At 59.5% G+C, this 24383-nt stretch carries 20 protein-coding genes; 2 read left to right on the forward strand and 18 right to left on the reverse strand.

Translation table 11 applies throughout. From position 1 onward, the window contains the following. Positions 1-182: 182 nt before the first annotated feature. The 17 genes from AC07O1_RS02995 to dksA form a co-directional block, all read right to left on the reverse strand. The gene (locus tag AC07O1_RS02995; protein ID WP_495087857.1) at positions 183-3119 is read right to left on the reverse strand and encodes a DUF748 domain-containing protein; all 2937 of its coding nucleotides are present in this window, start codon (positions 3117-3119) and stop codon (positions 183-185) included. A gap of 106 nt (positions 3120-3225) precedes the next feature. After that, positions 3226-4239 (reverse strand): class I SAM-dependent rRNA methyltransferase, encoded by a 1014-nt coding sequence (locus AC07O1_RS03000; protein WP_494995662.1) that lies wholly within the window; start codon positions 4237-4239, stop codon positions 3226-3228. Between the two features lie 98 nt (positions 4240-4337). Next, positions 4338-5516: an acetyl-CoA C-acetyltransferase gene (locus AC07O1_RS03005; RefSeq protein ID WP_495087858.1), complete on the reverse strand. Its 1179-nt coding sequence runs from the start codon at positions 5514-5516 to the stop codon at positions 4338-4340. 169 nt (positions 5517-5685) lie between these two features. Further along, a complete protein-coding gene (locus tag AC07O1_RS03010) occupies positions 5686-6552 on the reverse strand; it encodes an oxygenase MpaB family protein (protein ID WP_495087859.1) in 867 nt (288 codons plus the stop codon). 52 nt (positions 6553-6604) lie between these two features. Beyond that, a complete protein-coding gene (gene acs, locus AC07O1_RS03015) occupies positions 6605-8542 on the reverse strand; it encodes an acetate--CoA ligase (protein ID WP_495087860.1) in 1938 nt (645 codons plus the stop codon). A gap of 188 nt (positions 8543-8730) precedes the next feature. Next, the gene (gene pgi, locus AC07O1_RS03020) at positions 8731-10395 is read right to left on the reverse strand and encodes a glucose-6-phosphate isomerase (RefSeq protein ID WP_494995666.1); all 1665 of its coding nucleotides are present in this window, start codon (positions 10393-10395) and stop codon (positions 8731-8733) included. Positions 10396-10640: 245 nt separating this feature from the next. Next, positions 10641-11021, reverse strand: a complete 381-nt coding sequence (gene panD, locus AC07O1_RS03025) for an aspartate 1-decarboxylase (RefSeq protein WP_003228271.1) — start codon at positions 11019-11021, stop codon at positions 10641-10643. 84 nt (positions 11022-11105) lie between these two features. After that, complete coding sequence (gene panC, locus AC07O1_RS03030; protein WP_495011331.1) at positions 11106-11960, reverse strand: pantoate--beta-alanine ligase; 855 nt, start codon at positions 11958-11960, stop codon at positions 11106-11108. Then, positions 11957-12757: a 3-methyl-2-oxobutanoate hydroxymethyltransferase gene (gene panB / locus AC07O1_RS03035; RefSeq protein ID WP_495087861.1), complete on the reverse strand. Its 801-nt coding sequence runs from the start codon at positions 12755-12757 to the stop codon at positions 11957-11959. Before panB ends, panC begins: the two co-directional genes overlap by 4 nt. A gap of 253 nt (positions 12758-13010) precedes the next feature. Further along, on the reverse strand, positions 13011-13496 hold the full coding sequence (gene folK, locus AC07O1_RS03040; RefSeq protein WP_495087862.1) for a 2-amino-4-hydroxy-6-hydroxymethyldihydropteridine diphosphokinase: 486 nt from the start codon (positions 13494-13496) through the stop codon (positions 13011-13013). Positions 13497-13500: 4 nt separating this feature from the next. Further along, positions 13501-14910, reverse strand: coding sequence for a polynucleotide adenylyltransferase PcnB (locus AC07O1_RS03045; RefSeq protein ID WP_494995670.1), 1410 nt, complete (start codon positions 14908-14910; stop codon positions 13501-13503). Between the two features lie 155 nt (positions 14911-15065). After that, positions 15066-15455, reverse strand: a complete 390-nt coding sequence (locus AC07O1_RS03050; RefSeq protein ID WP_494995671.1) for a hypothetical protein — start codon at positions 15453-15455, stop codon at positions 15066-15068. Between the two features lie 185 nt (positions 15456-15640). Next, entirely contained in the window at positions 15641-17077 is a 1437-nt protein-coding gene (locus tag AC07O1_RS03055) for a sigma-54-dependent transcriptional regulator (protein WP_494995672.1), read from the reverse strand. A gap of 22 nt (positions 17078-17099) precedes the next feature. Continuing rightward, positions 17100-20054: a sensor histidine kinase gene (locus tag AC07O1_RS03060; RefSeq protein WP_495087863.1), complete on the reverse strand. Its 2955-nt coding sequence runs from the start codon at positions 20052-20054 to the stop codon at positions 17100-17102. Beyond that, positions 20038-20214: a hypothetical protein gene (locus AC07O1_RS03065; protein WP_003176118.1), complete on the reverse strand. Its 177-nt coding sequence runs from the start codon at positions 20212-20214 to the stop codon at positions 20038-20040. The genes AC07O1_RS03060 and AC07O1_RS03065 overlap by 17 nt, the downstream gene beginning before the upstream one ends. A gap of 77 nt (positions 20215-20291) precedes the next feature. Continuing rightward, positions 20292-21188, reverse strand: coding sequence for a tRNA glutamyl-Q(34) synthetase GluQRS (gluQRS, locus tag AC07O1_RS03070; protein ID WP_495087864.1), 897 nt, complete (start codon positions 21186-21188; stop codon positions 20292-20294). A 185-nt stretch (positions 21189-21373) separates the two neighbouring features. After that, positions 21374-21817, reverse strand: coding sequence for an RNA polymerase-binding protein DksA (gene dksA, locus AC07O1_RS03075; protein WP_495087865.1), 444 nt, complete (start codon positions 21815-21817; stop codon positions 21374-21376). A 332-nt stretch (positions 21818-22149) separates the two neighbouring features. Here dksA and AC07O1_RS03080 point away from each other — a divergent pair, with 332 nt between their 5' ends. After that, complete coding sequence (locus tag AC07O1_RS03080; protein WP_495087866.1) at positions 22150-23322, forward strand: pyridoxal phosphate-dependent aminotransferase; 1173 nt, start codon at positions 22150-22152, stop codon at positions 23320-23322. Continuing rightward, positions 23322-24035, forward strand: a complete 714-nt coding sequence (gene sfsA / locus AC07O1_RS03085; protein ID WP_495011333.1) for a DNA/RNA nuclease SfsA — start codon at positions 23322-23324, stop codon at positions 24033-24035. Before AC07O1_RS03080 ends, sfsA begins: the two co-directional genes overlap by 1 nt. Here sfsA and AC07O1_RS03090 read toward each other — a convergent pair. Then, entirely contained in the window at positions 24032-24349 is a 318-nt protein-coding gene (locus tag AC07O1_RS03090; protein WP_495087867.1) for a Rieske (2Fe-2S) protein, read from the reverse strand. The two genes, sfsA and AC07O1_RS03090, sit on opposite strands and share 4 nt — an antisense overlap. Between the last annotated feature and the right edge of the window lie 34 nt (positions 24350-24383).

Genomic DNA, 24383 nt, shown 5'->3' on the forward strand with positions numbered 1-24383 from the left:
GGCGCTCCAGCAGTACGCCTGTCATTCCTCCAAGGTTCATGCCAAAAGCCATGCAGACGTGGTCATTACAGACTCCGGCACTGAGTGTCGGAGCTTGTTTTATTTGAAGCGCAGCGTATCGGCCTGAGCCTGGCTGGCGGCAGAGGCCAATGCCAGGCAGAGCAAGAAGCGTGTTTGCATGTTTACTCGCTGTCCAGATGCAGCGGCGTGATCACCCGACCATCACTTTGAGCTTGCCCAAGATTAGCGTCGATGAAGTAAACCCGATCGTCAGCCAACTGCCCTTTGTCCACCAGGAAGTCCTTGATGCTGCTGGCCCGATCTTGTCCCAGTTGACGTAGGAGAACGTCGCTTTCGCTCCAGAATTTAATCAAACCCTCACGCAGCTTTGCCGTGCGTTCGTCGCGGCTCAGTTGCGTCCATTCGGCCGGTGGCTGTGTTTTCAGGCGGGTGCGATAGATGCCTTCGAGCAACGGCGCCTTTTCGCTGTCCGGGACCTCTAACAGAGAGGCTTGCGCAGGGACCTTCTCACCGCGGCGCTGAAGCATTTTGTAGTAGTTGTATTGATATTCACGCTCTAGCCGCTGTTCGGCGATCGGTGGGCCGTCACTGCTCTGGGCGCTGGTGCCTTCAATCTCCAGTTTCAGGGCCGGGCGCTCTTTGAGGGCGTTGGCCAGTTTGGTCAACGTCGATTCGGAGTCCTTACTCAGGTCACTGGAGCCTGGAGCGAACAACACGCTGCCGAGATCTTCCGAGCCGCCACCGCTGACCAGACCGCCAATAAACTTGAACGGAGCTTCAACTGCTCGCAGCACCAGATTGCGCAGGGTCTGCCAGATGACCGGCATCACGCTGAACTGGGGATTGTTCAAGTCACCGCTTATCGGGAGCTCGATGGAAATTTTTCCGTCCGAGTCTTTGAGCAGTGCGATTGCCAGGCGAATCGGCAGGTCTACGGCATCCGGGCTGTCGACTTTTTCACCCAGTTGCAGTTGCTCGACCACCATTTTGTTTTCGGCTTTCAACTGACCTTTGGTGATCAGGTAATGCAAGTCGAGATTGAGTCGGCCCTTGCGAATGCGGAAACCGGCGAACTTGCCGGAGTAGGGCGTCAGGGTGGTCAGCTCGACACGTTTGAAGCTGGCGGCGATATTCAGCGCCGCCATTGGGTCGAAGGGGTTCACGCTGCCTTTGATGGTGACCGGGGCGTAACGGTCGACCTTGCCTTTGATATCGACGCTCGCCGGCTTTGCCTGGCGGCTGTCGATGGTGCCGATCTGACCATTGAGCTGTTGAATGGCGGTGGCGAAGTTTGGTGTCAGGCTCAAGTCGGCGAAGTTGGCCGAGCCGTCGTTGATGGCGATTTCACCAATATGGATACCCAGCGGTTTTTCGTTGCTGGTGGCGGCCGGTTTAACGGCGCTTTTGCTGCCGTTGTCAGCTGGCTGCGGGATCAACAGATCATCGATATTGGTGGTGCGGTCATCGTTGATCATGAAGCGCACGTATGGCTGTAACAGGTTGACCTTGGTGATCGACAGGCTGTCGCCGTGTTGGTAATTCAACCCTTCGAGCACCAATTGCTGCCACTTGAGGAAGTCGCGGGTCTTCAAGGTATCAAGGGTGTGCAACTGATCGACCTGAGCCCGACCGGTGACGTTGAACGCCAACGGCTCGGTGCTTTTGAGATTGACTTCCAGATCACTGCCAAGCATGCCGCTGCGCAGCTCCAGACGAATGAATGGGCTGATATAGGACTGGGCGATGCGCAGGTCGATGTCTTTGGTCTGCACCTGCAGCCTGGCACTGACCGGGCTCAGATTGACTTCGCCGCTTGCCTGGATCTTGCCCTGCTTGCCCAGCCCGGTATCGAGCTTGAGGGTGAAAGGCGACTGATTGAGGCTGTCGAAGTTTTGCAGGTCCAGATTCAGCGGGCCGAGTTCCAGCTCCACCGCTGGTTGTGCCTGGCGATCCGCCAAATGGACCTGGTAGTTACGTAGTTGCACGTCCTTCAACAGGACCTGCCAGGGTTTGTTTGGGGCGCTCGGTGCCGGCTTGGGCGAGTCGGCTGCTGCCGGTGCACTGGCAGGCTCCGGTTTCGTAGCGGGCTTGGCCGGTTGGCTGGCAAAGAGTTTCTGCCAATCGAGTTGACCATCGGCTTCGCGGGCAGCCCAGGATTCCAGTTTCTGGCTGCGGATCTTGCCGACGATTACTTGCTGCTTGAGCAGATCGACCGAGGTCTCGCTGACATCCAGCCTTTCCAGGCGTGCCAGTGGCCGGCCGTCGGGCGCCTTGATCGCAAATGGCGCCACGCTTAGCGAGGTGTCGCTGAGCAGCAATTCGGTTTCTTTGGCCAGGTTGAGTTTGTAATGAGTGCTGAGGTTCAGGATTCCGTCTTCGAGCACCAGCGGCACGGCATCGCGCACGTACGGCCACCAGACTTTCATTTTGCCGTCGGTGACTTTCAGTGTGCCTTCGGAGGCGATCGGCACCAGGCTGAAATTGCCGGTCCAGTCGAGATGCCCACCTTCGGGACCTGCCGCGACCAGGGTCATGTCGGCATTGTCATTGGGCAAGGTGCTGAGGTTTTTCAGTTCGAGGTCGAGCGTGTTGTAAAGAAATTCGATGGGCTCGCTTGGGCGCGCATCCTGGAAATGCACATAGCCACCTGCCAGCTTGATGCGCTCAATGCGCAGCGGGAACGGTTTGGCTTGAGGATCGACAGGTGTCGGCTCGCTGGCGGGCAGTTTGAACAGTCCCAGCAGATTGAGCTTGCCGTCTTTGCCGAACAGGATTTCGGTCTTGGGCTTGTCCAACTCGACATCGGCCAAGTGCAGTGCACGGGTCCAGAGGCTGTCGATCTGCAGATTGGCGTACAACCGTTCGAAGCCGATTTGCTCCTTTCCCGGCTCACCGATATTCAGACCCCACAAGGTCAGCTCCAGACTGAAGGGGTTGAGCTCGATCCGATTGATGTGTGCCGGGACTGTTGCGTAGTTGGTCAATTGTTGATTGGCGACTCGCAAGGCGATGCCCGGCAATATCAGAAACCCCAGCAAGCTATAAAGGGCGAGAGCGGTCAGCAAGGCGCCAATAGCGCGAATCAATCCTTTGGGCATCTGGGGTGTCATCTATCTGAATCGGAAGTGCGTTGGAGTATGGCACGCGTTCCCGGTTCCAAAGCAATCGCCGTTATCAGGATTTTTTCTGATTTTGACAGGCAACTCAAAGTTGCAGAATCAGCGTTTTCAAGGGTGGTTGCTGATCCATGGAAGGGAAGTCGCTGCCCGGGATCAGTACCTGCCAGTCGCGCACCGGACGCCCGGCCTTTTCAGCACAGCGCAGAACCTGTTCTCGCCAGTCGTCCATGCTGACCTTTGCCAGATTGTTGCAGCAGATCAGTACGCCATTTTCTGCGGTGCTCAGCAGGGCCGGTTTGAGCAGGCTTTGATAGTCGCGCAACAGGTCAACGGTGCCAAAAGCACTTTTGGCCCAGGCGGGTGGGTCGAGCAGGACCAGGTCGTATTGGCGCTGTTCCAGGCGTGGATAGCTCGGCAATTTGTGACGGCGCTGAATGATTGGCAAACCGGCCAGTTGACGGATCGCTGCAAAATAGTCGGACTGAATGAACTGCATTTTCGGCAATTGTGGATTGAGCTGGCCGTTCTCACGGCCGACCGCCAGATTGCCCTCGGCAAAGTCCAGATTGCACACCTCGCTGGCGCCGCCAGCGGCTGCGCTCAAGCCGACGCCGCAGGTGTAGGCGAACAGGTTCAGTACGCTTTTACCGGCGCTGTGGTCTTTGACCCAGCCACGAGCATTACGCAGATCAAGAAACAACAAAGGGTCCTGTCCGGCATGACGGCCGCGGACGCGGTAATTCAAACCCCATTCGTGGCCGATCATATCTTCCAGGGCGGCGTCTTCGGCACGGTAGACCGAGTCTTCCCGATCGATGCGCGAATTGCCCCGGGAGCGGTCGTTGTAGACCAGCAGGGTGTTCAGGTCCAGATGCTGATTGATGGTTTCATGTAGTTGCAGCAGTGCGTCGCGTTCCAACGGTTGGTGAAAGCTTTGCACCAGCAGTTGCGGGCCGTAACGGTCAATGGTCAGGCCGCCGGCACCTTCCTGGCTGCCATGGAACAACCGATAGCAGTCGGTGCCTTGCTGATGCAGTTCAGCGAGCAGGTCTTTGCGATGATCGAGGGCGGCGCGCAGCGCCTGATTCAAGGAAGACATGCCGGGCGCCTTGCAAGGTGATTGGGCGCGGCAGTCTATCAGTTTCACCGCAGCCCCTGTAGGAGCAGCCGGTCGACGCTCCTGCAGGGCGGGGAGAACTAGCGCTCGATCGCCAATGCCACACCCTGACCGCCACCGATGCACAAGGTTGCGAGGCCTTTTTTCGCATCGCGTTTGATCATCTCGTGGAGCAGGGTCACCAGCACACGGCAGCCTGAGGCACCGATCGGGTGGCCGAGGGCAATGGCGCCGCCATTGACGTTGACCTTGCTGGTATCCCAACCCAGTTCCTTGCCGACCGCCAATGCTTGTGCGGCAAAGGCTTCGTTGGCTTCGATCAGGTCCAGTTGATCCAGCGTCCAGCCGGCCTTGTCCAGGCAGCGACGTGTGGCGCTGACGGGGCCGATGCCCATGATTGCCGGGTCAACGCCTGCGTTGGCATAAGCGCGGACTTTCGCCAGCACTGGCAGTCCGAGAGCGCGGGCTTTGGCGGCGCTCATCAGAATCACTGCGGCGGCACCATCGTTCAGTGACGAGGCGTTGCCGGCGGTGACCGAGCCGTCTTTCTTGAAGGCGGGTTTGAGCTTGCTCAGGGATTGCGCCGTGGTATGGGCCCGTGGCTGCTCATCGGTGGTGAAGGCGAGCGGGTCACCTTTGCGCTGGGGGATCAGGATCGGAGTGATTTCATCGACGAAACGCCCGGCTTCGATGGCCGCCACAGCTTTCTGTTGCGAGGCTGCGGCGAACGCATCCTGTGCTTCACGGCTGATGTCGTACTTGACCACCAGGTTTTCTGCGGTGATCCCCATGTGGTAACCGTTGAAGGCGTCCCACAAGCCGTCGCTGATCATGGTGTCGACGATCTGGCCGTGGCCCATGCGCAAACCGGTGCGTGCGCCGGGCATGACATAGTTGGACAGGCTCATGTTCTCCTGACCGCCGGCGATGATCACTTCGGCATCGCCGCAGCGAATGGCCTGGGTCGCCAGATGCAGCGCCTTGAGGCCCGAGCCGCAGACCTTGTTCAGGGTCATGGCGGGAACGGCGTGCGGCAGGCCGGCCTTGATCGCGGCCTGACGGGCAGGGTTTTGCCCGGCGCCAGCGGTGAGGACCTGGCCCATGATCACTTCGTCGACCTGCGCACCGTCCAGACCGGTTTGCGCCAGCAACTGAACGATCACCGCAGCGCCCAGATCAACGGCAGAAATATTCGCCAACGAACCCTGGAAACTACCCACAGCGGTCCGGGTGGCGGCAACGATTACGACATCTTGCATGGCACAGGTCCTCTCTATTGTTGGATGTCACCTCGGTTCGCGGCCGGCCTTGTGAGGCGGGGAGCTCACGTCTGAGGCGTTGACGATCAAGACCGCATGGTTGCACACAAAACCTGAGCGGTTCCAATCGCGAACCGGCCGGTCGCGTTATGTTCATGCCGTCTCAGCTCTACAAACCCATACGGCGCCGGGCACGATGCACCGAGCCGTTGCGCACCGCCCAGCGCAGCAACGGCGCACTGCGGTTGACGCTGGCGCGGATCAGTTGGCGTTGCAGCGAGCCTTGGCTGACACCCAGCATGTCGCTCGCCCAGTCTGGTAACAAATCGATACCGGCCTGCATCATCAGCGCACCGAAGGGCTTGGCCAAACGGCTCGGTGCCGGGGCGTCCAGCAGTAGGCGCAGCACTTCGTGGCTGCGCTCATCACACACCAACTGTGGGCGGATTCGTACAAGGTAGTCGGCAATTTCCTGGCGTGAACGCGGTACATCCTGGGCACCAAGGCGCTCGGCGACCACGGCGATTTCCGCGTAGTAACGATCCTGATCGGCCGGCGACAGATTCGGGTTGCGGTAGCGCAGGTGAGCGGCGAGGAAGTTGCTCACCTCAGCCACGTGCACCCAGGTCAGCAGCTGCGGGTCGCTGGCCGCATAAGGCTGGCCATCGGGCGCGGTGCCGACCACTTGCAGGTGGATGGTGCGAACCTTGTCGATCAGCCACTCGGCGTCCTGTCGAGAGCCGAAGGTAGTGCCGGAAATAAACTGCCCGGTACGGCGCAGTCGGCCGAGCATGTCCTCACGGAAGTTCGAGTGATCCCAGACCCCGGCCAGCGCCAGTGGATGCAGGGCTTGCAGCATCAAGGCGCTGATGCCGCCGATCAACATGCTGCTGAAGTCACCATGCACTTGCCAACTGACCGAATCCGGGCCGAACAGACCGGGATCGCCCTTGGGGTTCTCCAGATCAAGCTTGCCGAGGGACAGGCCGCTCAGGCTCATGATCTGGGTTTCGATACGACTACGAATGAATTCCATGACTGCTCGGTTGTTACAGCGCTAAGCAAGGCGCGGCGTTGGCCGCGCAGGTTTATTGGTTCAGGCGTTTGTCGATCAGACCCTCGACCACGCTCGGGTCGGCCAGGGTCGAAGTATCGCCCAGGCTGTCCAGTTCATTGCAGGCAATCTTGCGCAGAATCCGTCGCATGATCTTGCCCGAACGGGTTTTCGGCAAGGCCGGTGCCCACTGGATCAAATCCGGTTTGGCAAAGCTGCCGATTTCTTTGCTGACATGCGCCAGTAGTTCTTTCTTCAGTGTGTCGCTGGGTTCGATGCCATTCATCGGTGTGACAAAGGCGTAGATCCCCTGGCCTTTGACGTCATGGGGGTAACCGACGACTGCGGCCTCGGCGATGCTGTCGTGCAGAACCAGCGCGCTTTCTACTTCAGCGGTGCCGATGCGGTGCCCGGACACGTTGATCACGTCATCGATACGCCCGGTGATCCAGTAATCGCCGTCGTCGTCGCGACGGGCGCCGTCGCCAGTGAAGTAATAGCCCGGGTAGGGTTTGAAGTAGGTTTCAAGCATGCGTTTCGGGTCGCCGTAGACGCTGCGGATCTGCGCCGGCCAGCTGGCCTTGATCGCCAGTATGCCGCTACCGGCGCCGCTGATTTCCTTGCCTTGTTCGTCCAGCAACACCGGTTGTACGCCAAACATTGGCTGGGTGGCGCAGCCGGGTTTGATTCGGCGGGTGCTGACCAGCGGGCTGAGCATGATGCCGCCGGTTTCGGTCTGCCACCAGGTATCGACGATCGGACACCGTTGCTCGCCGACAGCATTGAAATACCATTCCCAGGCTTCCGGGTTGATGGGTTCACCGACAGTGCCCAACAACCGCAGGCTGCTGCGCGATGTCTCTTGCAACGGCTCTGTGCCTTCACGCATCAGTGCGCGCAATGCGGTGGGCGCAGTGTAGAAGATGTTGACGTAATGTTTGTCGATCACCTGCCAGAACCGCGAGCTGGTCGGGTAGTTCGGCACGCCCTCGAAGATCAGTGTGGTCGCGCCATTGGCCAACGGCCCGTAGACGATGTAGCTGTGGCCGGTGACCCAGCCGACATCGGCGGTGCACCAGAAGACTTCGCCGTCACGGTAGTCGAACACGTACTTGAAGGTCATCGCCGCTTGCAGCAGGTAGCCGCCAGTGGTGTGCAGTACACCTTTGGGTTTGCCGGTGCTGCCAGAGGTGTAAAGGATGAACAGTGGGTCTTCAGCGCCCATTGGTTCGGGGGGGCAGTCGTCACTCATGCTGCGCAGGGCCTGGTGATACCAGAGGTCACGGCCTTCGACCCAGTTGATCTCACTTTGGGTGCGCTCGACCACCAGCACCGTGCTGACGTCCGGACAGCTGAGCAGGGCTTTGTCGACGTTCTTTTTCAGTGGGACAAGCTTACTGCCGCGCACACCTTCATCGGCGGTGATCACGGTGCGACAGTCGGCGTCGAGAATCCGGTCACGCAAGGCGTCCGGGGAAAAACCACCGAAGACCACCGAGTGCACCGCGCCAATGCGTGTGCAGGCGAGCATGGCGTAGGCGGCTTCGGGAATCATCGGCATGTAGATACAGACCCGGTCGCCTTTTTTAACGCCACGACTTTTCAGTACGTTGGCCAGGCGGCAGACGTTGTGATGAAGTTTTTTATAGGTGATCTGCGCCGATTCGGCGGGGTCGTCGCCTTCCCAGATGATCGCGATATGGTCGCCGCGCTGTTCAAGATGGCGATCGATGCAGTTGTAACTGACGTTCAGTTGGCCGCCCGCAAACCAGCTCGCCGCGCCGGTTTTCAGATCCGCGTGGTGAACGCTTTGCCACGGTGTTGACCAGTCGAGGAAACGCTTGGCCTGATCAGCCCAGAAGATGTCGGGTTGCTCGATGGATTGGCGGTACAGGCGCTGGTAGTCGTCCTGACTCAGTTGCGCAGCCCGGCGGACGGCATCGGCTTTGGGGAAAGTGCTGATATCGAACATGACGGTTCCTTATTCTTGTTTTGCGACAAGTGATAAAGATGCGCCGAGTAGCAGGTGGGTTCAAGAGGGGGAAGAAGCGACTCTGTAGGAGCCGAGCTTGCTCGCGATGAACGATAACGCGGTGTACCTGATACACCGCGGCGTCTGCATCGCGAGCAAGCTCGGCTCCTACGGGAGCAAGTTTCAGATCACCCGCGGTGACGACCGCGGAAGTAGTTGATCAGGCCCTGGGTGGATGCGTCTTCGGCCAGGGTTTCTTCGCTGCCGACCAGACGGTTGTAGACGCCTTTGCCCAGCTCTTTACCCAGCTCCACACCCCATTGGTCGAAGGCGTTGATGCCCCAGATCACGCTTTGCACGAAGACTTTGTGTTCGTACATTGCCACCAGTGCGCCAAGGCGACGCGGGCTGATGCGTTCGACGACCAGCGTGTTGCTTGGACGGTTGCCCGGGATCACCTTGTGCGGCGCAAGCTTCTGCACCTCGTCCTCGCTCATGCCCTTGTCACGCAGTTCGGCTTCGGCCTCGGCGCGAGTCTTGCCGAGCATCAGCGCCTGGCTTTGCGACAGGCAGTTGGCGTACAGCCATTGGTGATGGTCGGCCACCGGGTTGAAGCTGACGATCGGCACGATGAAGTCGGCCGGAATCAACTGGGTGCCCTGGTGCAGCAACTGATGGTAGGCATGCTGACCGTTGCAACCTACGCCACCCCAGATGACCGGGCCGGTGTCGGTGGACACCGGTGTTCCGTCCTGGCGCACGCTCTTGCCGTTGGATTCCATGTCCAGTTGCTGCAAGTGCTTGGTGATGTTGCGCAGGTAGTGGTCGTACGGCAGGATCGCGTGGCTTTGCGCGCCCCAGAAATTGCCGTACCAGACGCCGAGCAACGCCAGCAGCACCGGCATGTTCTTTTCGAATGGCGCGCTCTGGAAGTGCTGGTCCATGGTGTAGGCGCCGGACAGCAACTCCTTGAAGTTGGACATGCCGATGGCCAGGGCGATCGGCAAGCCGATGGCCGACCACAGCGAGTAACGCCCGCCAACCCAGTCCCACATCGGGAAGATGTTCTCTTCGCGAATACCGAACGCCACGGCGGCGGCATTGTTGCTGGAGACTGCGATGAAGTGACGATACAGTTCGGCTTCAGAGCCACCCTGGGCCAGGTACCAGGCACGAGCGGCCTGAGCGTTTTTCAGGGTTTCCAGGGTGTTGAAGGATTTCGAGGAAACGATGAACAGCGTGGTCTCTGCGCGAATCTTCGCCGACAGCTCGTGGAACTCGCTGCCGTCGATGTTCGCCAGGTAATGGCAGCGCACGCCTTTCTGGGCGTAGGACAGTAGCGCTTCGGAGACCAGCTCCGGACCGAGGAACGAGCCACCGATACCAATGTTCACCACGTCGGTGATCGGCTTCTCGGTGTAACCGCGCCACAGACCGTCGTGGATCCGGCCGACCAACTCAGTGATCTGGTTCAGAACCTTGTGCACTTCCGGCATCACGTTGACGCCGTTCACCGACAGCTTGTCGCCTACCGGGCGGCGCAGTGCGGTGTGCAGGGCCGGGCGGCCTTCAGAAGAGTTGACCAGCTCGCCAGCGAACAGCGCCTTGATCGCGTCCTGCAGACCGGCTTCGTTACCCAGGCCCACCAGCAGGTCGCGGGTTTCTTTGTTGATCAGGTTTTTCGAGTAATCGAGAAAAAGCCCACAGCCGCTCAAGGTGAATTCATTGAAGCGCTGGGGGTCGGCATTGAACGCTTCGCGCATGCTGAAATCCTGCATGGCTTCGCGGTGTTGATTCAACGCTTGCCAGGCGGGCAGAGCGGTAACGTCGTGAGGAGTGCGGTAGTACGCCATCGCAGCGGGTTTCCTTTTACTTGAACTGCCTTTTGGACACTAAAAAGCCCGGAATGTCCTGCTCAGTCACAAGACAATGTCCAGTCAACCTGCGTTAACACGATTGAAAAACGCAGGGCGAATACAGTAAACCTCGCGTCTTGATCTGTCTTGGCTTTGTCTGACCGGTGAACGGTACTTTTTTATAACATCGCGACCGGCGGACATGACCGCCAGGCTTTCAGTGTGGAGAAATGCGCGGTTGGTCAGGCGACCTGAACCGGGATGGCATTGCTGGTGTGGCTCAGTTCATTGCCCGGCGCCATGTAGAGCATGCGCGGCTTGAAGTTGAGCAGTTCAGCTTCGCTGTAGTGGGCATAGGCGCAGATGATTACCCGATCACCGACCTTGGCTTTGTGTGCTGCGGCGCCGTTGACCGAAATCATGCGTGAGCCTTCTTCGCCACGGATCGCATAAGTGGTGAAGCGCTCGCCGTTGTCGACGTTGTAGATCTGGATCTGTTCGTACTCGCGGATTCCGGACAAGTCCAGCCATTCGCCATCGATGGCGCAAGAGCCTTCGTAGTCGAGCACAGCATGGGTGACTTCGGCGCGATGCAACTTGGCTTTGAGCATGATGGCGTGCATGAATGTTTCCTTGGTCAGATCCGAACGGCGGGGAGTTTGCCCGAAGCCTTTGAGGCGGGCAATATGTGGCGCAGCCGCTTTCTTTTACGCGTCGAGGTTCAAATGCAGGTTGTCGATCAGCCGGGTGGCGCCCAGATAGGCTGCGGCGAGGATCACCAGGTCGCGGTCATCCGCGGTGGCCGGACGCAGGCTCAGTGCCTGGCGGATTTCCAGGTAGTCGGGGCGAAAGCCGGCCGCTTCGAGCTTTTGGTTATGCATTGACAGGAGCTTGGGGTAATTGCGCTCGCCTTGTTCGATGGCTTCGGCAATCTGGCTCAGGCTGCGGTACAAGGCCGGTGCGATGGCGCGTTGTTCCTCCGTGAGGTAGCCGTTGCGCGAGGATAGCGCCAGACCATCAGCGGCGCGGACGGTCGGCTCGCCAATAATCTGGATCGGCAGGTTCAGGTCGTGGACCAGGGCGCGAATGACCGCCAGTTGCTGGAAGTCTTTCTGGCCGAAGATCGCCAGATCTGGCTGGACCATATTGAACAACTTGCAGACCACCGTCGCCACGCCCTCGAAATGACCGGGACGGCTGGCGCCGCACAGACCTTCGGACAGTTGCGGGACGCTGACCCGAGTCTGGCCGGCCATGCCGTCCGGGTACATTTCTTCAACGCCTGGGGCAAATAGCAGATGGCAGCCGGCCTGGAGCAGTTTCTCCTGATCGGCGGCCAGGGTCCGCGGGTACTTGTCGAGGTCTTCACCCGCGCCGAATTGCAGCGGGTTGACGAAAATGCTCGCCACCACGAAATCCACTCGCTGGGCCGCCTTGGTCACCAGCGCCACATGGCCGCTGTGCAGGTTGCCCATGGTCGGCACGAAGCCGATACGCTTGCCTTCGCTGCGGGCTCGGGCTACAGCGGCGCGCAACTCGCGCACGGTCTTGACAGTGTTCATGCAGAGAATCCGTGTTCAGCGCCAGGGAAAGTTACGGCTTTGACTTCAGTGACGTATGCGCTCAAGGCCGCCTGAATGTTATCTTGACCCGCCATGAAGTTCTTCACGAACTTCGGTGCGCGGCCAGTGAGGGACAGGCCGAGCATGTCGTGCAGAACCAGCACCTGGCCGTCGGTGGCGCTACCGGCGCCGATCCCGATTACCGGAATCCTCACTGCCTGGGTGATCTCTTGTGCCAGTTCGCTCGGTACACACTCAAGCAGCAACATGGCGGCACCCGCCTGCTCCAGGGCAATGGCGTCGGCGCGCATCTGCCGGGCCTGGTTCTCATTGCGGCCCTGGACTTTATAGCCACCGAGGATGTTCACCGACTGCGGCGTCAACCCCATGTGGGCACATACCGGTACGCCGCGTTCAGCCAGCAGGCGGATCGACTCCGCCAGCCAGACCGCACCTTCGACCTTGACCATATGGGCCCCGGCCTGCATCAGCTGTGCGCTGTTGGTCAGGGCCTGTTCGGTGGTCGCGTAGGCCATGAACGGCAGGTCCGCGAGGATCAGTGCTCCGGTGTTACCGCGTTTGACGGCTGCAACGTGGTATGCCATCTCAGCAGTGGTCACTGGCAGTGTGCTGTCATGCCCTTGCAACACCATGCCGAGGGAATCGCCCACCAGCAGTACTTCGACGCCAGCCTGGCAGCAGGCGTGGGCGAAGGTTGCGTCATAGCAAGTCAGCATGGTGATTTTTTCACCTTTTTGCTTGAGGCTTTGCAGGGTGGTCAGGGTGATGTCTGGCATGAAAAAAGTCCTCATTCAGGCGCTGTGGAAACTACTGCGAGTAACGCGCGTGATTCATCATTTATACAGGCGCACCCTCTTTCGTGGTGCTTATATGGCCTGGATTGCGCCCTTTAGCGCCGGGTTGGCGGCAGCGGGACGCCTATAGTCGTGAGGAGAACTCTGGAAGTCAATTGTGTGTGTTACCGCATTGTTACGGCGGTGGTGTTACCGACGTTACTGATGCGATTCAGCACCTCGCGCCTGCAAAAAATCAAACCTGCGCCAGACGTTCGAGTCCGATAAATGGACAGTTGGCGAGCAATTCGCTGAGAAGTCTGCCATCAGCCAGTTGCAGGTCCGAGGGGGCCAGTTCGGCCAAGGGGTAGAGCACGAAGGCTCGGGCCTGCATGTGGTAGTGGGGGACTTTAAGGCGCGGTTCGTCGATCAGTCGGTTACCGAACAGCAGGATGTCCAGGTCCAGCGTGCGTGGTCCCCAGCGTTCATTGCGCTCGCGGCCCTGATCGTTTTCGATGGCTTGCAGCGCATCGAGCAGCTCAAGTGGCGCGAGTCTGCAGTCCAGCGCGGCCACGGCGTTGGTGTAACGCGGTTGACCGGGGAGCAGAGAGTCGCTCTGGAAGAAGGCTGACACGCCGACCAGTTCGGACTGTGGCAACTGCGCCAACGCATCGACGGCGTTACGCAATTGTTCCACCGGGGCTGCCAGGTTGCTGCCCATACCTATGTAGATGCGTTCCATGAACTTACTCGCCCGACGCGCTCGGTGTACCGGCAGTGGCACTGCGCTTGCGCTTGCTGGCACCGCTGCGGCGCCGTTTGCGCGGGGCACCGCTGGCGCTATCGTCCTTGCTGCTGAGGTCGCGGATCATGTCGCGGCGCTCGCTGTCGTTGCCGTCCTGATAATCGGTCCACCAATCGCCCAGGCCATGGGTCTGTTCGCCGGCACTTTCGCGCAGCAGCAAGAAGTCGTAACCGGCACGGAAGCGCGGGTTGTCCAGCAGTAGATCGGCCCGTTTGCCGCTGCGCCGAGGCAGGCGTTCCTGCATGTCCCAGATCTCGCGGATCGGCATGGTGAAGCGTTTCGGAATCGCGATGCGCTGGCACTGCTCGCTGATCAGCTCGTGAGCGGCTTCCTGCATCGCCGGAATCGGCGGCATGCCACGGTCCTGCAGACGCAGCACGCGGGCCGGCAGGGCAGGCCAGAGCAGGGCGGCGAACAGGAATGCTGGGGTGACCGGCTTGTTCTGCTTGATGCGCAGGTCGGTGTTGATCAAGGCTTCGCTGATCAGGGTGTGGGTGTACGTCGGGTTGTGTTCCAGTGCTTCGGCGCTGGCCGGGAACAATGGATCGAACAGCTGAAGGTCCACCAGCATTTCGAAGGTGTCGGCGGCATGCCCGGAGAGGAACAGCTTGAGCACTTCTTCGAACAGTCGGGCCGACGGGATTTCCCGCAGCATCGGCGCCAGCTCACGAATAGGCGCGGCGCTGTGCTTCTCGATGCCAAAGTCCAGTTTGGCGGCGAACCGCACGGCCCGCAGCATCCGCACCGGATCTTCCTGGTAACGTTGTCGTGGATCGCCGATCAGACGGATCAGGTGGTTGCGGATGTCGTGTACGCCGTTGGCGTAGTCGAGAATGCGTTCGCTGACCGGATCGTAATACAGGGCATTGATGGTGAAGTCGCGACGTTGAGCGTCTTCTTCCAGTGTGCCATAGACGTTGTCCCGCAGAATGCGCCCGCTTTCGTTACGAGAGGACTGGTTGCTGTCTTCCTCGTCGTCGTTTTGCGGGTGATTGGCGCGGAAGGTCGCGACTTCAATGATTTCGCGGCCAAAGTGGATGTGCACCAGTTTGAAGCGACGGCCGATGATCCGCGCATTGCGAAATTCGGCGCGAACCTGTTCCGGTGTGGCGCTGGTGGCAACGTCGAAGTCTTTGGGGGTGATGTTGAGCAGCATGTCGCGCACACAGCCGCCGACCAGATAAGCCTGGTAGCCGGCGTTCTGCAGGCGTTCGACGATGTTTACCGCATAACGGCTGAACTGGGCGCGCTGCAGCGAATGCTGGCTGCTGTTGAGCACTTCAGGCGTGCTGCGAATGTGTTGCGTACGACGCAAGGGAGAACGGAATGACTGGAACAACTTCTTCAGCATGGGATGCACTGTTTGAAGGAATGTTCGGCCATAACGAAGAATGACCGCATGATGGGCGGGGATTCTAGCATTTAGTCGGGGGATGGTGTAGGAAGCTGCGCCACGCTGGCACGGATAACTCTTAAGAGCTGAGGCGGCGGGTTTTGATCGCGGTGTCAGGAATCGCAGAAACTACAAGGGGAGCCGAAGCTCCCCAAGAAGTAGTTGCATGCTCTATTTTTATTATTGGTGTTGGGCTTTTTGTTTTTGTTGATCGCCCTTGCCACGAGGTTTTGCCTTCGTGACCCTCCCAATCGGGAGCCAAGAGCAAACGGATTGCTTTGGTCGCTGTGTTGCATGATCCAGTGATCCAACCAGTTCAGGCTCTGTCTTAGGACAGTTTTTTGTTGTTCTCGGCCTGGTTGCGGGGCAAGCCCCAAATACAACGCCTCTCCAAAAGAATCAGTTAGCTGCGCCTCCGCCGTGTTGTTTTTATTGTGCGTGAGCCGATTCGTCTTATTTTTATTGTCTTTTACGTTGCTTGTTATTGTTTTTGTACTAAGCATATAGCAGGTGTCGTGCCAACTTTTGAGAGGCTCAGTAAAACAAGGGGTTAGCCGGTAGGTGGAGGTTTTTCAGGGCATAAAAAAGCCGGGGCTTCGTTACCGTAAGCCCCGGCTTTTGTTACGTGAAAAAGCTTAGGTAACAGTTTTTTTACGTATGAGGGTGTTACCCGTGTGGCTGAGCGGACTCAGCTCTCGCTGGCAACCCCGGTCTTGCGCCGCGGAATACCCAGGCGCTGGCGCCGTTCCCACAAGCATTTGCGGCTGACCCCGAGCTTGCGGGCCAGTTCGGTCTCGGTCATGTGATCCTGATGCTCAAGGACGAAATGCTGGAAGTAGTCCTCCAGTGACAAGTCTTCCGTGGGCTCGTGGCTGGTGTTGTTGGCGCTGCCCTGTTGCGGCGCCAAACCGATGAAATCGTCATCTTCCAGGTCGCTAAGCTCGATATCGATCCCCAGTAGCTCGGCGGAAATCTGTGGGCTCTCGCACAGAATCACCGCACGTTCGACCGCATTTTCCAGTTCACGAACGTTACCCGGCCAGGAGTAATGACGAATCGCTTGCTCGGCATCCGGGGCGAACTTCAGGTCAGTGCGGTTGACCCGGGCGCTTTGCCGGGCGAGGAAGGCGTTGGCGATTTCGTTGACGTCGGCTCCACGCTCACGCAGGGCTGGCAACTTCAGGGCAATTACGTGAAGACGGTAATACAAGTCCTCACGGAACTGGCCTATTTTGGCCAGACTCTTGAGATCACGGTGAGTCGCGGCGATCAGGCGTACGTCGACCTTCTGCGATTGCACCGAGCCGACCCGGCGGATTTCGCCTTCCTGCAACACGCGCAGCAAACGGGCCTGAGCTTCCAGCGGCAACTCGCCGATTTCATCGAGGAACAAAGTGCCGCCGTCAGCGGCTTCGACCAAGCCCGCACGGCCAGCGCTGGCGCCGGTAAAGGCGCCTTTCTCGTGGCCGAACAGTTCGGACTCGATCAGGCTTTCCGGAATGGCCGCACAGTTCACCGAAATCATCGGCGCTTTGGCGCGTCTGGACAGGTTGTGCAGGGCGCGAGCGACCAGCTCTTTACCTGTACCGGACTCACCCTGGATCAGCACATTGGAATCGGTAGGCGAGACTTTGCGGATCTTGCTGTAAAGATCCTGCATGGGCGGACAGGAACCGATGATGCCGATTTCGCCGTTGCTGTTATCAACACCGGCTTTCTCTGCGCCATTGGCCGCTTTGCCGGCAGGACGTTCACCCGCAGCGCTCTGTGCCGATTGCCGGTCACGCAGAATGCGTGCGACGGCCTGAAGCATTTCGTCGTGATCGAAAGGCTTGGCGATGTAGTCCACCGCGCCCATCTTCATCGAGTCGACTGCCGAGCGCAGGCTGGCGTAGCTGGTCATGATCAGTACTGGAGTGCCCTGGCCGAGCTTGATCAGCTCGGTGCCAGGTGCGCCCGGCAGACGCAGGTCACTGACGATCAGGTCAAACGTGGGAATGCTGAAACGCTCTTGTGCTTCCTGCACGGAACCGGCTTCACTGACCTGGTACTGGTTACGTTCCAGCAGGCGGCGCAAGGCGGAGCGGATAATTGTTTCGTCTTCGACGATCAAAATGTGCGGCATTGATTCGATTCTCTCGACGGTCTCAGTTCACAGCGGACGTCGCTTCGACATGACGCGGTAAGGTCACCCTGATACGGGTGCCGCGTTGGCTTTCGGAGTCAGCCGGGCTGTCGATGGTGATTTGTCCATAATGCTCTTCAACGATGGAATAGACCAGTGCAAGGCCCAGACCGGTGCCTTCACCAGGATCCTTGGTGGTGAAGAAGGGTTCGAACAATCGGTCCATGATGTTCTTCGGGATACCACTGCCTTCGTCTTCGACGATCAAATCGACCGTGTGTTCGCCGGCTTCGCTTTTGACCCGTACTGCACTGCCGGCCGGTGAGGCGTCGCGGGCATTGGACAGCAGGTTGATCAGTACCTGGGCGAGCCGCTGTGGGTCGCCGTCGACCCAGTGCTCGGGGTCGCACAGGTTGAAAAATTGCACTTCGAAGTTGCGTCGGTTCAGTGCCAGCAAGCCAATGGCGTCCTGCGCAACTTCGGCCAGGCACACGGGCTCGTCGCTGTGCTGATGGCTACCAGCGTGGGCGAAGCTCATCAGCGACTGGACGATGCGTGAGACGCGCTTGGTCTGTTCAAGGATCTGGCCGCTGATTTCGGTCAGTTCGCTGTCATCTTCGCGCTCTTCGCGCAGATTTTGCGCCAGGCAGGCGATACCGGTGATCGGGTTGCCGATTTCATGTGCCACGCCGGCAGCCAGTCGGCCGATGCTGGCCAGCCGCTCGGAATGCACCAGTTTGTCCTCAAGCATCTGGGTTTCGGTCAGGTCTTCGACCAGCAGCACCAGGCCGCTGTTGCCGGGCGCCAGCGGCTCGTCGATGGCGGCTTTGTGCAGGTTCAACCAGCGGGTCTGGCCGTCGAGGGCCAGGTGATGCTTGTGCAAATGCTCGTCCGGCAGGTTGATGAAGCCTTGCAGCAATTCTTTCCACGGATCGTTAATAGTGCTCAGGCGCGAACCCACCACACGCTGGGCGGCGATGCCGGTCAGCTCTTCCATGGCTTTGTTCCACATGAGGATTTCCTGGTCCTTGGCCAGCGAGCAGACGCCCATCGGCAGTTCCTGCAAGGTTTGTCTGTGATATCGACGCAAGGCGTCGAGCTCGGCCGCCAGGCCGGTCAGGCGCGAGTGGTAGTCCTCGAGGCGGCTTTCGATGAAGTGGATATCTTCAGTGACATAGTTCTCACCGCCGGCCTTGTATGGCAGGAAAGTCTCGACCATATCCTGGGCCACGCTCGGCCCCATCAAGCCGGAGAGGTTGGCCTCGATACGATCGCGCAACCGGCGCAAGGCGTAAGGACGACGCTCATCGAAGGGCAGATAAAGGTCGCGCAACGCCTGTTCGACTTCTTTCTGTGCGGCTTTGGCCCCCAGCGGTTTGGCCAGTTGCGTGGCGAACTCCTGTGGCGAGGCCGCGTGAAGTTCTCGGCGTTGCGGGCGACGGACGTTATCCACTGCACAGGCTTCAGCGGCACTGGCTTCTTCGGTGCTGGCATTGGTGAACAGCGAGATCAGGGTGAACATCAGCACGTTGGCGGCCAGCGAGGCGATGGCCGCCATGTGCCAACTGGTGTCATCCAGCACGTAGATCATGTTCAGCAGCGGAATATAGAAGCCCTGCAGATTGCCGATCAACGGCAACAGCATCGTCACCAGCCACACCAGCGTCCCCGCCAGCAACCCGGCAATGAAGCCGCGGCGGTTGGCCGTAGGCCAATACAGCACCGACAGCACGCCGGGCAAGAATTGCAACGTCGCGACGAAGGCGACGATGCCGAGGTTGGCCAGATCCTGCTCGGCTCCCAGCAATAGATAGAATGCGTAGCCGGCCATGATGATCGCGACGATCAGCGCCCGGCGGGTCCACTTCAACCAGCGATAGATGTTGCCTTCGGCGGGCGGCTGATAGAGCGGCAGCACCAGGTGATTCAAGGCCATCCCGGACAGCGCCAGGGTGGTGACGATGATCAGCCCGCTGGCGGCCGACAGCCCGCCGACATAAGCCAATAGCGCCAGTGCCTTGCTATTGGCGGCAATGCCGACACCCAGGGTGAAGTATTCCGGATGGGTGGTGGCACCCAGTTTCAGGCCGGCCCAGAGAATCAGTGGCACCGCCAGGCTCATCAGCAGCAGGAAAAGCGGAAGGCCCCAGCTTGCGCTCACTAAAGCGCGCGGGTTGAGGTTTTCGGTGAAGGTCATGTGGTACATGTGCGGCATGACGATTGCCGAGGCGAAGAAAACCAGCAACAGCGTGCGCCATGGGCCTTCTTGCAGAGGTGTGTGCAAGGCGGCGAGGGCGGTCTGGTTCTGCAGCAGCCATAGCTCAAGCTGTTGCGGACCGTCGAACACACCGTACAGGGCATACAGACCGACGCCGCCGATGGCGATCAGCTTGATCACCGACTCAAAAGCGATCGCGAACACCAGCCCTTCGTGCTTTTCCCGGGTAGCGATATGCCGGGAGCCGAAGAAGATCGTGAACAGGGTGATCAGCGCACAGAAACTCAGGGCCACGCGATGCTGTACCGGCTCGCGGGTGAGGATGCTGATGGAGTCGGCGACTGCCTGAATCTGCAGCGCCAGCAATGGCAAGACGCCGATCAGCATGAAAATCGTCGTCAACGCGCCGGCCCAGGTGCTGCGGAAACGGAATGCGAACAGGTCGGCCAGGGACGATAGCTGGTAGGTGCGGGTGATTTTCAGAATCGGATACAGCAACACTGGCGCCAGCAGGAAGGCCCCGGAAACCCCGAGGTAACTGGACAAAAAGCCATAGCCGTACTGATAGGCCAGGCCGACCGTGCCGTAAAACGCCCAGGCGCTGGCGTACACACCCAGCGACAAGGTATAGGTCAGTGGGTGGCGAATGATCGAGCGCGGGATCATCCCGCGCTCACTGATCCAGGCCACTGCAAACAGCACCGCCAGGTAGGCGGCGCTGATCAGGATCATCTGGGTCAGGCTAAAGCTCATCGGCATCTTTTTGACTCTGCAGGATGAAGGTCACGACGATCAGAATCAGCCAGAGCAGATAAGGGCGATACCAGGCGCCAGTGGCGTCGATCCACCAATCCATGATGGCCGGGGAGAACAGATAGATCCCGACTACCAGGAGCAGGACCAAACGATAGATGTACATCCTGGCCTCTCTTTAGTGTGCGCGTGCCCGAAAACGTGCGGCGATGGTAACGGATGGGCGCCAAGCTGCAAGCGCCGTCAGCGTATTTGCGCTTCGGGCAAGGTCAGTGTGCGCGGGATCTGCAAAGCATCCCAGTGCTTAATGCCCCAGCTCAGCACTTCCCGGGGGCTGGCGTAGTCGAGTTCGCTAGCGGGTTTCTGGCCCAGGGCACGCAGTGCTCGGAGTAACAGTGGCGTGGCTTGATCGTCGGGCAGCGGTGCTGAACGGTAGGATTTTCCCAGCTTGTGGCCGTCCGGTTGAGTTATCAGCGGCACGTGCAGGTAGCGCGGTTGCGGCAGTCCCAGCAATTCTTGCAGGTACAGCTGACGCGGTGTGGAGTCCAGCAGGTCGGCGCCGCGGACAATATCCGTCACACCTTGCCAGGCGTCATCGAGCACTACCGCCAGTTGATAGGCGTAAAGCCCGTCGCGGCGGCGAATGACGAAGTCACCGACGTCGCGCCCCAGATGTTGACGAAACTCGCCCTGCACCCGATCTTTAAAATGGTATTCAAGCTCGGGCACCCGCAAGCGGATTGCGGCGTTGTCACTGGCGTGGCCAGCATTGCGACACAGGCCGGGATAGACGCCGTGATAGGGCTCAAGCTGTTTGCGTGAGCAGGTGCAAGCGTAGGCCAAACCATGGTTGAACAGGCGATTGAGCACTTCGGCGTAAGCATCGTGACGGTCACTCTGTCGGACCATTTCGCCATCCCATTCGAAGCCGTAGTGCTCCAGAGCAGCAAGGATCGCAACTTGGGCGCCGGGTTCTTCCCGTGGTGGGTCAAGATCCTCCATGCGTACCAACCAGTGTCCGCCTACCGAGCGGGCATCGAGGTACGAGGCCAGGGCAGCGACCAGCGAGCCGAAGTGCAGGTAACCACTGGGAGTGGGGGCGAAGCGCCCGATATACGCGGGGGATTTAATGGTAGTCATGGGTGCGATGTTACGTTGTCTGTTCCGGTAGGCGCACGGCTTGCCGGCGATGGTATCCTTGAAATCGACATCGTCGGAACGCCGCCCGGACCAATCGAGCGTCGACCGGCTGCTCCTGCGGGCGTTCAGGCGCCAGAAACAAAAACGGAGCGTTTGCACGCTCCGTTCTTCGTTCAAGTCGACGGTTACTTGCCGACCTGCTTTTCCTTGATTTCCGCCAGCGTTTTGCAATCGACACACATGTCGGCGGTAGGGCGGGCTTCCAGTCGCTTGACGCCGATTTCGACGCCGCAGGACTCGCACCAGCCGTACTCTTCGTCTTCGATCAGCTGCAGGGTCTTGTCGATTTTCTTGATCAACTTGCGCTCGCGATCGCGGGCACGCAGTTCAAGGCTGAATTCTTCTTCCTGACTGGCACGGTCGGCCGGGTCAGGGAAGTTGGCCGCTTCGTCTTTCATGTGATCAACAGTGCGGTCGACTTCCCGCATCAAGTCCTGTTTCCACTTGTTCAGGATCTTGGTGAAGTGCTTGCGCATGGGCTCGCCCATGTACTCCTCACCCTTCACTTCTTTGTAGGGTTCGAAGCCGCTGATCGACTGGCTCTGATTTTGCTTTGCTTGGGTGGGCATGAATGGACCGCCTCTACTCTTGTAATCCATTGCGCAGGAATGTTCCATACCGACACCTGCCGGCCCTGCGGCTGCAAGCGGGCGAACTTACCAGATCAAATCGGGCCGCGCTACTCCCGGTTGTCGAGCCTGCGGTCCGTGATGTTGGCAAAAGGTTGAAAAGTCTGGCCTGGTAGGTCTGGAGCCTGCTCAATTAATGATTTTAGTCAAACTTGAGCCAGACGTTCGAGTTGTTTGATCTTGCGATCTGATGGTTCAAACTGCTTTAAGCTCTCCCTCGATCCAGTCGTTGGGTAGAATCAGTTTTTTGCTCCCCATTGAAGGAATGGCTAATGGCTCAGCCCTACAGTGCGCGCAGCCGCGCTATCGAACCTTTCCACGTCATGGCGTTGCTGGCACGCGCCAACGAGTTGCAGGCGGCCGGCCACGATGTCATTCACCTGGAAATCGGTGAGCCGGACTTCACCACGGCTGAGCCGATTATCAAGGCTGGCCAGGCTGCGCTGACAGCGGGGAAAACCCGTTACACCGCCGCCCGTGGAATCCCGGAGTTGCGAGCTGCCATCTCTGGTTTTTACCGGCAGCGATACGGCCTGGACATCGATCCCGAGCGGATTCTGATCACCCCCGGTGGCTCGGGTGCGCTGCTGCTGGCCAGCAGTTTACTGGTCGATCCGGGTAAACACTGGCTGCTGGCGGACCCGGGTTACCCGTGCAACCGGCACTTTCTGCGATTGGTGGAAGGTGCGGCGCAGCTGGTGCCGGTGGGTCCGCACACGCGTTATCAACTCACCCCGCAGCTGGTCGAGCATCATTGGGATCAGGATAGCGTCGGTGCGCTGGTGGCTTCACCGGCCAATCCGACCGGGACCATTTTGAGTCGTAACGAATTGGCCGGGCTGTCTGCTGCGATCAAGGCGCGTAACGGTCATCTGGTGGTGGACGAGATCTATCACGGTCTGACCTATGGCACCGACGCGGCCAGCGTGCTGGAAGTCGATGACAGCGCGTTTGTCCTCAATAGTTTCTCGAAATATTTCGGCATGACGGGCTGGCGCCTGGGTTGGTTGGTGGCGCCGCAAGCGGCCATCGGTGAACTGGAAAAACTTGCGCAGAATCTCTATATCAGTGCACCAAGCATGGCTCAGCACGCCGCATTAGCCTGCTTCGAGCCCGACACGCTGAGCATTCTTGAAGAGCGGCGCGCCGAGTTTGGCCGTCGTCGTGACTTCCTGTTGCCAGCCCTGCGGGAGCTGGGGTTCGGTATTGCCGTGGAACCGGAAGGTGCGTTTTACCTATACGCGGATATCAGCGCGTTTGGTGGTGATGCCTTTGCTTTCTGCCGGCATTTCCTTGAAACCGAGCACGTCGCCTTTACGCCGGGGCTGGACTTCGGCCGTCATCAGGCCGGCCATCACGTGCGCTTTGCCTATACCCAGAATCTGGATCGTTTGCAGGAAGCAGTCGAGCGAATTGCTCGCGGTTTGCGGAGCTGGCAAGGCTGATGCGCTTTCATCCTCCACTCGAAGAAGGTCGTTTGCTACGTCGCTATAAACGGTTTTTGGCGGATATCGAAACCATTGGCGGCGAGTTGCTGACCATTCACTGCCCCAATACCGGCTCGATGTTGAACTGCATGGTGGAAGGCGGGCAGGTCTGGTTCAGTCGTTCCAATGACCCTAAACGTAAACTGCCCGGTACCTGGGAAATCAGCGAAACCCCACAGGGGCGGCTGGCGTGCGTCAATACGGCGCGGGCCAATGGCTTGATCGAGGAGGCTTTGCGCGCCGGTTTGATCGCTGAGCTCAATGGCTTCACCGGGCTGAAGCGCGAAGTGGCTTACGGTCAGGAAAACAGCCGAATCGATTTCCGCCTGGATTACCCAAGTGGCCCGGCGTTTGTCGAGGTCAAAAGTGTCACGCTAGGCTTCAATGGTTCACCGATCGCCGCGTTTCCCGACGCCGTGACCGTACGCGGCGCCAAGCATCTGCGGGAGTTGGCCTGTCTGGCGCGGGACGGTATTCGTGCGGTGCAGTTGTATTGCGTCAACCTGACCGGCATCGAGGCAGTGCGTCCGGCCGAGGAGATCGATCCGGGTTATGCCGCGGCGCTGCGTGAGGCGATTGCGTCCGGGGTCGAGGTGTTGGCTTACGGCGTGCGGCTGAGCGCAGAAGAGGTCTGCATCGACCGGCGTCTGGAGGTCATCCTGAACGGCTAGAGTTGCACCCAGATCCCATGGCTATCTTCCTTGCAGGGGATGGGGGTCAAGGATTGCCCGGCACAAGGGCCGGCGATGCATTCACCGCTTTCGATCAGGAACAGTGCGCCGTGGGTGGCGCACTGGATCAGGCTGGCGCTCTGGTCGAGAAACTGATCGGGCTGCCATTCCAGCGCAACGCCCCGGTGCGGACAGCGGTTTACATAGACGTAGACCTGGCCGTCACGGCGTACGGCGAACAGCTTCTGGCCGTCGATATCAAAACCGCGGCTGCTGGCATCGCCCAGTTCGGCGTGGGTGCAAAGAAACTTCATGTCTATCCTCAAATGCCGAAGGCTCTATGCTCGG

It is taken from the genome of Pseudomonas sp. GW821-FHT07G10, from assembly GCF_059418545.1.

Bases quoted from the DNA above. Each gene is read 5' to 3' on its own strand.
- panC (WP_495011331.1), bottom strand. From the start codon at position 11,960: ATGAACACTGTCAAGACCGTGCGCGAGTTGCGCGCCGCTGTAGCCCGA.
- AC07O1_RS03000 (WP_494995662.1), bottom strand. From the start codon at position 4,239: ATGTCTTCCTTGAATCAGGCGCTGCGCGCCGCCCTCGATCATCGCAAA.
- AC07O1_RS03055 (WP_494995672.1), bottom strand. From the start codon at position 17,077: ATGCCGCACATTTTGATCGTCGAAGACGAAACAATTATCCGCTCCGCC.
- AC07O1_RS03050 (WP_494995671.1), bottom strand. From the start codon at position 15,455: ATGCTTAGTACAAAAACAATAACAAGCAACGTAAAAGACAATAAAAAT.
- gluQRS (WP_495087864.1), bottom strand. From the start codon at position 21,188: ATGACTACCATTAAATCCCCCGCGTATATCGGGCGCTTCGCCCCCACT.
- AC07O1_RS03080 (WP_495087866.1), top strand. From the start codon at position 22,150: ATGGCTCAGCCCTACAGTGCGCGCAGCCGCGCTATCGAACCTTTCCAC.
- sfsA (WP_495011333.1), top strand. From the start codon at position 23,322: ATGCGCTTTCATCCTCCACTCGAAGAAGGTCGTTTGCTACGTCGCTAT.
- panD (WP_003228271.1), bottom strand. From the start codon at position 11,021: ATGCACGCCATCATGCTCAAAGCCAAGTTGCATCGCGCCGAAGTCACC.
- acs (WP_495087860.1), bottom strand. From the start codon at position 8,542: ATGTTCGATATCAGCACTTTCCCCAAAGCCGATGCCGTCCGCCGGGCT.
- AC07O1_RS02995 (WP_495087857.1), bottom strand. From the start codon at position 3,119: ATGCCCAAAGGATTGATTCGCGCTATTGGCGCCTTGCTGACCGCTCTC.
- AC07O1_RS03010 (WP_495087859.1), bottom strand. From the start codon at position 6,552: ATGGAATTCATTCGTAGTCGTATCGAAACCCAGATCATGAGCCTGAGC.
- pgi (WP_494995666.1), bottom strand. From the start codon at position 10,395: ATGGCGTACTACCGCACTCCTCACGACGTTACCGCTCTGCCCGCCTGG.
- dksA (WP_495087865.1), bottom strand. From the start codon at position 21,817: ATGCCCACCCAAGCAAAGCAAAATCAGAGCCAGTCGATCAGCGGCTTC.
- AC07O1_RS03060 (WP_495087863.1), bottom strand. From the start codon at position 20,054: ATGCCGATGAGCTTTAGCCTGACCCAGATGATCCTGATCAGCGCCGCC.
- AC07O1_RS03005 (WP_495087858.1), bottom strand. From the start codon at position 5,516: ATGCAAGATGTCGTAATCGTTGCCGCCACCCGGACCGCTGTGGGTAGT.
- AC07O1_RS03090 (WP_495087867.1), bottom strand. From the start codon at position 24,349: ATGAAGTTTCTTTGCACCCACGCCGAACTGGGCGATGCCAGCAGCCGC.
- folK (WP_495087862.1), bottom strand. From the start codon at position 13,496: ATGGAACGCATCTACATAGGTATGGGCAGCAACCTGGCAGCCCCGGTG.
- panB (WP_495087861.1), bottom strand. From the start codon at position 12,757: ATGCCAGACATCACCCTGACCACCCTGCAAAGCCTCAAGCAAAAAGGT.
- AC07O1_RS03045 (WP_494995670.1), bottom strand. From the start codon at position 14,910: ATGCTGAAGAAGTTGTTCCAGTCATTCCGTTCTCCCTTGCGTCGTACG.
- AC07O1_RS03065 (WP_003176118.1), bottom strand. From the start codon at position 20,214: ATGTACATCTATCGTTTGGTCCTGCTCCTGGTAGTCGGGATCTATCTG.